The following is a 7719-nucleotide window of genomic DNA, read 5'->3' on the forward strand; positions in this document are numbered from 1 at the left end:
ATTGGAACGTGTCATGAAACCAAAAATGAGTTTTTTAGATAGATACCTTACTTTGTGGATTTTTTCTGCGATGGCATTAGGCGTCTTACTCGGCATTCTATTCCCTCAAATTGAACAGTGGAATGAAGCGGTTACTGTTGGAAGTACCAATATTCCTTTGGCTATCGGTCTTATTCTGATGATGTATCCGCCACTGGCAAAAGTTGACTATCGCTTACTGGGCGCCACGGTGAAAGACAAGAAAGCCATTACACTGTCACTTATTATGAACTGGATCGTCGGACCTATTTTGATGTTCGTGTTAGCCCTTGTCTTCTTGGGTGATCATCCTGGTTACATGGTCGGTATCATTTTGATTGGTTTAGCTCGCTGTGTTGCCATGGTATTGGTGTGGAATGATATCGGTGGCGGCAACAAAGAGTACGGCGCTGCGTTAGTCGCGTTAAACAGTGCATTCCAAATTGTCAGCTACAGTTTTATGGCATGGTTGTTCATCAGTGTGCTGCCGCCGGTCTTTGGCTACGAAGGCATGATCGTCGACATCTCCATGCTTGATATTGCCCACAGCGTACTCATTTACCTTGGCATCCCATTTTTAGCGGGCTTTTTAAGCCGTAAGATCTTAGTATCGAAGAAAGGTGAGCATTGGTACAACACGGTATTTATCCCGAAAATATCACCGATTACGCTTATCGCGTTACTGGCCACCATCGTGCTAATGTTTAGCCTAAAAGGTGAAATGATTGTCGAAGTACCGATGGATGTCGTACTTATCGCGATTCCACTTACCATTTATTTCGTATCGATGTTTTTCATTAGCTTCTTTATTGGTAAAAGGATGGGCATTCCATACGACAAGAATGCCTCCATCGCGTTTACGGCAACAGGCAACAATTTTGAATTGGCTATTGCCGTATCAATCGCCGTATTTGGAATCAGCTCAGACCAAGCATTTGCAGGCGTAATAGGGCCACTTATCGAAGTGCCGGTGTTGATCTATTTAGTGAATGTAGCCTTAAAAATGAAGGTAAATTACGATAAGAAAAAATCACCCGTCCTAACAAGTAAGTAAACCCTGTTCATTGGTAGTTTGATAATGAGATCCAATCTAAGCTAAACATCAAACAACTCAAATACGGATCTATTTGAATAGACGCAAAAGAGGCCAATCTACTGATTGGCCTCTTTTAATGATAGTCACCTATCCCTATCAACCCACTTATTTAAGCTAGCTATCTTGAGTCACTTGTTGGTAAGCCCAATCTAACCAAGGTAGCAAAGCTTCTAAATCCGCAGACTCAACCGTGGCACCTGCCCAAATTCTTAGCCCAGCGGGTGCGTCTTTATAAGCACCAACGTCGTAAGCTGCGCCTTCAGCATCCAACAAACTTATCAGAGCTTTTGTCTGCGCCTCACTGGCATCAATGGTAAAACAAACACTGGTATTAGAACGCTGGGATGATTCCTTTGCCAAGAAATGAATCCAAGGACGCGTCTCAACAAAGTTCGTGAGTACGGTAAGGTTTGCTTGTGATTTCTCAATCGTGGCTTCGACACCGCCCATTTTGGCGATCCACTCTAACGCATCTAAATAATCAGCAACACAAAGCATTGACGGTGTATTAATGGTGGCACCATTAAATAAACCCTCAATTAATTTCCCACCCTGCGTCATCCTGAAAATTTTTGGTAGCGGCCATGAAGGCTGATATGACTCAAGTCTTTGTACCGCGTTAGGGCTCAGTACAATGACACCGTGAGCGCCCTCGCCTCCAAGCACTTTTTGCCAACTAAACGTGGTGACATCTAATTTATCCCAAGGCATGTCCATCGCAAATACAGCGGAAGTCGCATCACATATGGTTAGCCCTGTGCGAGTGTCGCTGATCCAATCACCATTAGGGACTTTTACGCCAGAGGTTGTGCCATTCCAAGTAAACAACACGTCGTTTTCAGCCTTAGCTTGCGATAAATCTGGGAGCAAGCCATAGTCGGCGGAGTATGAATTAACGTCCGTTAGCTTAAGCTGTTTTACAATATCATTGAGCCAACCTGCCCCAAACGACTCCCAATGAAAGACATCGACAGGCCTTTGGCCTAACATCGACCACATCACCATTTCCATCGCACCCGTATCGGAAGCTGGGACAATTCCTACTCGATAATCATCAGGGATACCAAGGACAGATTTGGTTTTCTGGATGGATTCGGCAAGCGCCTGTTTACCAACCGAGGAACGATGTGAACGTCCTAACGTTGCTAAGTTGAGCTGAGTAATATCATAGCCAGGCCGTTTAGCACATGGTCCTGAAGAAAAATTAGGATTATTAGGTAAAACTTGCGGTTTCATAAGCCTCCCTGCTTGTGAATAAATCTTGATGAGCATGGCAATCTAGTACGGGTTAACTCAATACAGGTTAATTGGATACCGGTAGCGCTAGCAATAAGCTAAGTATTCTCTCTCAATTGAATAATTAATCAACCTTCAAACGACTATCAATCACAAATTACTCATTGATTCTGCCACTTTTCGTTGAGACCTAAAGCACTAGTTTCACGATCACAAAAGGGTAATACCAACCGTATTACCCTTTAAAATCACGCAAAGCTGAGTGTTACTTCACATCAAAATGCAGAAAATAGTTATCCCACTACGCTGACTGCCGCTTGCATAATGATGCCGCAAATATACGCGCCATACGTTCCAAGAGCATAGCCAAGTACAGCCATCAAAATACCGACAGGTGCAAGTGCTGGATGGAAAGCGGCCGCGACGACAGGAGCAGAAGCTGCACCACCAACGTTGGCTTGACTACCCACTGCCATGAAGAACAACGGCGCACGTATCATTTTCGCTACAACAATCATCAACACAGCATGAATCGTTAGCCAAGTGATACCGATAAAGAAGTAACCAGGGTTATCCAATATTGCCGTCACATCCATCTGCATACCAATCGTCGCGACTAGAATGTAAATAAACGCTGAACCAATTTTAGAAGCACCGGCGTGCTCCAATGTGCGAGCACCTTTAAAGGTCGAGGCAATCAACGCAAAGGTTGTCACTAGAACGATCAACCAGAAGAAGCCAGATGTTAAGCTGTATTTCGCTAATTCTGGTGCATTGATTTCAATCCAAGGCGCAATTAAGTCAGCAAAGAAGTGAGCTAAACCCGTTAGACCAAACGCAATCGCCACGACTTTCATCATGTCGGTTGTCGTAATCGGTCGTGCATTCTCTTTCTCATAATGCGCAACGGTTTCTTTGAGTTCATCAATAGAAGTGGTATCGGCTTTCAACCATGCATCGACTTTCTTTTGACGGCCCGCCATGATGAGCAAAATCGCCATCCAGATATTAGCGCAGATAACATCAACCGTAATCATTGCAGAGAACAGTTTATCGTCGACTTCGAAGACTTCTTTCATCGCCGCTTGATTTGCACCGCCGCCAATCCACGAACCGGCAACCGTAGTCAGGCCTCGCCATACATCACCGGCCACTAAGTCAGGGTTAATCGCGTTAATAATAAGTAGTGCAATTGGACCGCCGATAATAATACCGACCGTCCCTGTCAAAAACATAATGATTGCCTTCGAACCAAGACCGAATATTTTTCTGAGGTCGGCAGACACAATCAATAGAACCAATGCACCTGGCAGCAGGTAACGACTGGCTACAAAATAGAGGTTAGAACTTGAACCATCGATCAAGCCAGTGGTATTAAGCAACGACGGGATGAAATAGCACAGCAATAGGCCTGGGACAAAAGTGTAGAATTTTTTCCAAAACGGATTATTGCTGTTTTCAGTAATGAAAACGCCACCCAATATTAAGGCAAGCATCCCCATTATTACTGCATCATTTGTGATCATTGTTATAGCTCTCCATCTGTCATGTTGCTACGAACATCGTTTATCAATTGGCCGGAGACTATACATGCAAGGCCATTGTGCTACAAATTGTTACAATTTACCCTTAAAGAAATGATTCCCATTATGATCATCATAATTGCCAATACTAAAGCTCACTAGTTTTAGCACCGGACATCAAACGTCTTCCTCAATCTAACGAAGCTAAAATACCAAATAATCAGTACGTTAAATGTAGTGAATAAAATGGCGATCCCCATAAAGATAGGTTGCTAAGTCAGAAGGTCAAAAATTATAAATCGCGTCATTTTTGTAAAAAACAAGACAAGTGATTATTATATGACCAATAAATTGATAGTGTTAATTTGATGTTCATCACATAAATCCTCACATTCATGGGCAAAATTTGACAGAAAACACGCCCAACACTGACGATTATAGGCCGATTAATGACCTCATAACCTCAGTATGACAATCAAATACGTGCAGAACTCTGGCCTAAAATTGTCATTGTTCTTGAAATAAAGACACCACCAACACCACATAACTGGATATTTATACAGCATCGACATATACTGGTATTGTATACAGTGTTTAATGAGGTGTTGTTATGTTGCAAGAAAGACTAGAGCGTATCAATGAACTGCGTAAACAAGCGATGGCTGACCCTAACTTTGTGAAATCTGCGGAAGCACATAGACGAGCGATCATGACTGAATACCAAGACCACCACTACTCAGCGAATCAGAAACCGAAAACACTTTCAGAATTATACAGTCGTTATAAGAGTGACATCTAATGGACTCGCGAGTCTAGAGAGACGAGACGGGGTAATTTAAAAGGTATGATGGGCGTGATTAACGCTTTCTATGAGAGCGGTTCTCTAACGCGTTTGTGTAAGCGCCTCATGCTAACAATAAGGTGTCTTCATCAAACGAACGTTATAATAGAGAAGGTCAGCTGAAGCGACGAGTTTATTCGCGTATTCACTGCGAATCACTGAAACAGGTTAGCCCAAAAGTAGAAAAGTGAATGAGTGCCGATCGTACTCATTCACTTCATATCAACTTGATACAAGCTTGGTTACATCTGTTCTGCTCGCTCAACCCTACACTCGTACGAAGCCATCTCAAACTCTCTACATATCCATGGCCGAACTTCGTAGATAGTGCACATATAGGTTTCGCGATCTAGTGCTGAACACCATCCGTCGTCTAAACGGAGCATGGTTTCCCCACCCCATTTATCATAAGCAATGTGCTCTTCAGGAACGCCGGTGTCAGTAATTATCATCACTTCTAAACGACAGCAACAAGCATGACAATTTGAGCACGTCACTTCTGGTTCGTCGGTGATATTCTGTATTTCAATACTCATAGTATTCTGCAATCAATGATGATGCTGCATAATAACCTAAACTTTGCGATTCGAACATTGAACCTTTCTACCTATTGTCGCTACAACGATGATGTTCACCGTTATTTAGATAACGTAACTGGTTATTAAATCACTGTCTTTATGTTTCAAGATACGCACATAAACTATCTTTATCATCTTAACCACCTTTAACAAAGCCCGCTAAAAGTGCGCATGTCACGTCGCTCTGCCTTGATTAACAACAGGATCTAAAAATTTAGTGCATTTAGTGCATTTAGTGCATTTAGTGCTTTATCATTCGCGATGTGTTTTATCATTAGCGATAGTGCTTTATCAATCGCAATAGTTCGGTATAATCGCCGCCCTAACGATGTCACCCCACCACTTGTAAGTGAGTCTCCAATGTCAAAAATGTTTTTTAAAGGTCGCATAGACGCAAGACAAAGCCACGTAATGTCAGGTTACAACGTAAACCGTGACGTGAAAGCAGGCACAGAAGAAGCTCCAATTTCACTCGTGGTTACCTCAGCAGAACGCAAAGATGAAATTGAGGCTCAACTCGCAGAGCACAAAATCATCGCAAATATTACGGTTGATGCCTCTCAAGACGAAAACATCATTGAACTTGAAACGCTACTTAATAAGCCAAAGACAACGACGTTTGAAAAAACGCCAAATCGTAATGACCCTTGTCTTTGTGGCAGCGGCAAAAAGTATAAAAAGTGCTGCGCATAATACGCTGCACCCATAAAAAAACCGCCGACGGCGGTTTTTTTATGGGTGGTATTAAAGCCAGTCTGTTTTAACTTCAGCGAGTTAAAATAGATGTCACAGGGAACCTGTATTGGCACAGGTATACCACCAGCACATCCAATATCGTCGAGAACCTAACAGCCTGTCACCAGTTTTTCTCAAGCATACAAGCACAACATTAGTATTTGCTACGAGTCAGAAAGCACTTGAGATACGCGTTTTTTCAACATGGGTACTACGGTTTCTTCAAACCAAGGGTTACGCTTTAACCAGCGATTATTTCTCGGACTTGGGTGAGGTAGCGGGATAATATGTGGTCCATATTCCTCCCAGCGCTCAACGTTCTCAGTTAAAGTATTACTTTGCTTGGGAAGGTGAAAGGCCATCGCATATTGCCCAATAACAAGGGTTAGCTGAATGTTAGGTAATGATGCTAAAACCTGATCTCGCCACTTTAAAGCACATTCGGGTCTCGGTGGGAGATCTCCTGATTTACCCGTTCCGGGGTAACAAAAACCCATAGGAACAATAGCCATCTGTTTTGGATCATAGAATGTCTCTTTTGACACCCCCATCCACTCTCTCAACCGATCACCACTTGGGTCATTAAATGGAACACCGGTTTCATGAACGCGTTTACCTGGTGCCTGCCCTGCTATAAGAATTCTTGATTCACTCGCCATTTGAACAACCGGCCTCGGTCCCAATGGCAATGATGCCGAGCACGTCGTGCACATCTTAATGTCGCTGAGCAGCGACTCGGTTAGATTCATTATGTCCCATCTTATGCTAACTAACATTCAACCATGAAGTACGTATGTCCTTCATTCTTGCCTTTAATAGTAGCGATATAAATCATCAATAAATAGTGCGAAATGGGGAACAGAAGTCATTCACCACTGGTCTGCGAGTATAATTACAATCGCCAATTCAGTCATAGGACAGAATAGTTCGATCAGTAATATAGATTTTTCATGCCGTTTTAAGCCAGCATTGACAATACTAAGACTTGATCATGTTTAGGTGTATCAAGAATACCAAGCCTAAGAAGATGGCAATTAAGATTGATGAATTTTAAAAACGTTACTGGACAAAAGCAGTCCTTAATTAGCAATCAAAATAGCCAGTAATTCGTCATTCCTTTGAAGAAAAGAACCTACCGACAGCGCTCGCTGAACCCACAAATAAACAATACCCGTCATCCCCTTGAAAAAGGGGATCTTCATCAGCGCGTGGTGAATCTACTCCGGTGTGATTCATTTCTATTTAAGTGAATCACACGCTTTGGACGCTCCTCGTCGGCACGAAGATGACGGACTAATTGAGATGGTTTGAAGAGCGATAAGCTAAAAGCCCTGTGTCCACAAATTACAATACCCGTCATCCCCTTGAAAAAGGGGATCTTCATCAGCGCGTGGGGAACCTACTCCGGTGTGATTCATTTCTGTTTAAGTGAATCACACGCTTTGGACGCTCCTCGTCGGCACGAAGATAACGGCCTAACAGAGGTGGCTTGAAGAGCGATAAGCTAAAAGCCCTGTGTCCACAAATTACAATACCCGTCATCCCCTTGAAAAAGGGGATCTTCATCAGCGCGTGGTGAACCTACTCCGGTGTGATTCATTTCTGTTTAAGTAAATCACACGCTTTGGACGCTCCTCGTCGGCACGAAGATGACGGCCTAACAGAGGTGGTTTGAAGAGCGATAAGCTAAAA

7 protein-coding genes are annotated in these 7719 nt (G+C 43.0%); 3 read left to right on the plus strand and 4 right to left on the minus strand.

All coding sequences use genetic code 11. From position 1 onward, the window contains the following. Positions 1–13: 13 nt before the first annotated feature. Positions 14–1072, plus strand: coding sequence for an ACR3 family arsenite efflux transporter (arsB, locus tag AB4405_RS20720; protein WP_372062650.1), 1059 nt, complete (start codon positions 14–16; stop codon positions 1070–1072). A 156-nt stretch (positions 1073–1228) separates the two neighbouring features. Here arsB and AB4405_RS20725 read toward each other — a convergent pair whose 3' ends face one another. Both AB4405_RS20725 and AB4405_RS20730 read right to left on the minus strand, forming a co-directional pair. Beyond that, on the minus strand, positions 1229–2350 hold the full coding sequence (locus AB4405_RS20725; RefSeq protein ID WP_372062651.1) for a phosphoserine transaminase: 1122 nt from the start codon (positions 2348–2350) through the stop codon (positions 1229–1231). Positions 2351–2643: 293 nt separating this feature from the next. Continuing rightward, positions 2644–3876 (minus strand): DUF819 domain-containing protein, encoded by a 1233-nt coding sequence (locus tag AB4405_RS20730; RefSeq protein WP_372062652.1) that lies wholly within the window; start codon positions 3874–3876, stop codon positions 2644–2646. A 607-nt stretch (positions 3877–4483) separates the two neighbouring features. Between AB4405_RS20730 and AB4405_RS20735 the strand changes: the two genes are divergently transcribed. Further along, positions 4484–4672, plus strand: coding sequence for a hypothetical protein (locus tag AB4405_RS20735; RefSeq protein ID WP_102469177.1), 189 nt, complete (start codon positions 4484–4486; stop codon positions 4670–4672). A gap of 284 nt (positions 4673–4956) precedes the next feature. Here AB4405_RS20735 and AB4405_RS20740 read toward each other — a convergent pair whose 3' ends face one another. Further along, positions 4957–5250, minus strand: a complete 294-nt coding sequence (locus AB4405_RS20740) for a YkgJ family cysteine cluster protein (protein ID WP_372062653.1) — start codon at positions 5248–5250, stop codon at positions 4957–4959. 402 nt (positions 5251–5652) lie between these two features. On the opposite strand from AB4405_RS20740, the gene AB4405_RS20745 reads away from it, so the two are divergent. Beyond that, positions 5653–5985: a PBPRA1643 family SWIM/SEC-C metal-binding motif protein gene (locus AB4405_RS20745; protein ID WP_102469179.1), complete on the plus strand. Its 333-nt coding sequence runs from the start codon at positions 5653–5655 to the stop codon at positions 5983–5985. Between the two features lie 206 nt (positions 5986–6191). On the opposite strand, the gene AB4405_RS20750 is transcribed toward AB4405_RS20745, so the two are convergent. After that, positions 6192–6776: a uracil-DNA glycosylase family protein gene (locus tag AB4405_RS20750; protein WP_372062654.1), complete on the minus strand. Its 585-nt coding sequence runs from the start codon at positions 6774–6776 to the stop codon at positions 6192–6194. Positions 6777–7719 lie beyond the last annotated feature (943 nt).

The sequence above is a fragment of the Vibrio sp. 10N.261.51.F12 genome, assembly GCF_041471725.1.
Lineage (GTDB): Bacteria > Pseudomonadota > Gammaproteobacteria > Enterobacterales > Vibrionaceae > Vibrio.

What these genes read in the sequence shown, in the direction of transcription:
- arsB (WP_372062650.1), top strand. Translation starts at nt 14, where the DNA reads ATGAAACCAAAAATGAGTTTTTTAGATAGATACCTTACTTTGTGGATT.
- AB4405_RS20725 (WP_372062651.1), bottom strand. Translation starts at nt 2,350, where the DNA reads ATGAAACCGCAAGTTTTACCTAATAATCCTAATTTTTCTTCAGGACCA.
- AB4405_RS20730 (WP_372062652.1), bottom strand. Translation starts at nt 3,876, where the DNA reads ATGATCACAAATGATGCAGTAATAATGGGGATGCTTGCCTTAATATTG.
- AB4405_RS20735 (WP_102469177.1), top strand. Translation starts at nt 4,484, where the DNA reads ATGTTGCAAGAAAGACTAGAGCGTATCAATGAACTGCGTAAACAAGCG.
- AB4405_RS20740 (WP_372062653.1), bottom strand. Translation starts at nt 5,250, where the DNA reads ATGAGTATTGAAATACAGAATATCACCGACGAACCAGAAGTGACGTGC.
- AB4405_RS20745 (WP_102469179.1), top strand. Translation starts at nt 5,653, where the DNA reads ATGTCAAAAATGTTTTTTAAAGGTCGCATAGACGCAAGACAAAGCCAC.
- AB4405_RS20750 (WP_372062654.1), bottom strand. Translation starts at nt 6,776, where the DNA reads ATGAATCTAACCGAGTCGCTGCTCAGCGACATTAAGATGTGCACGACG.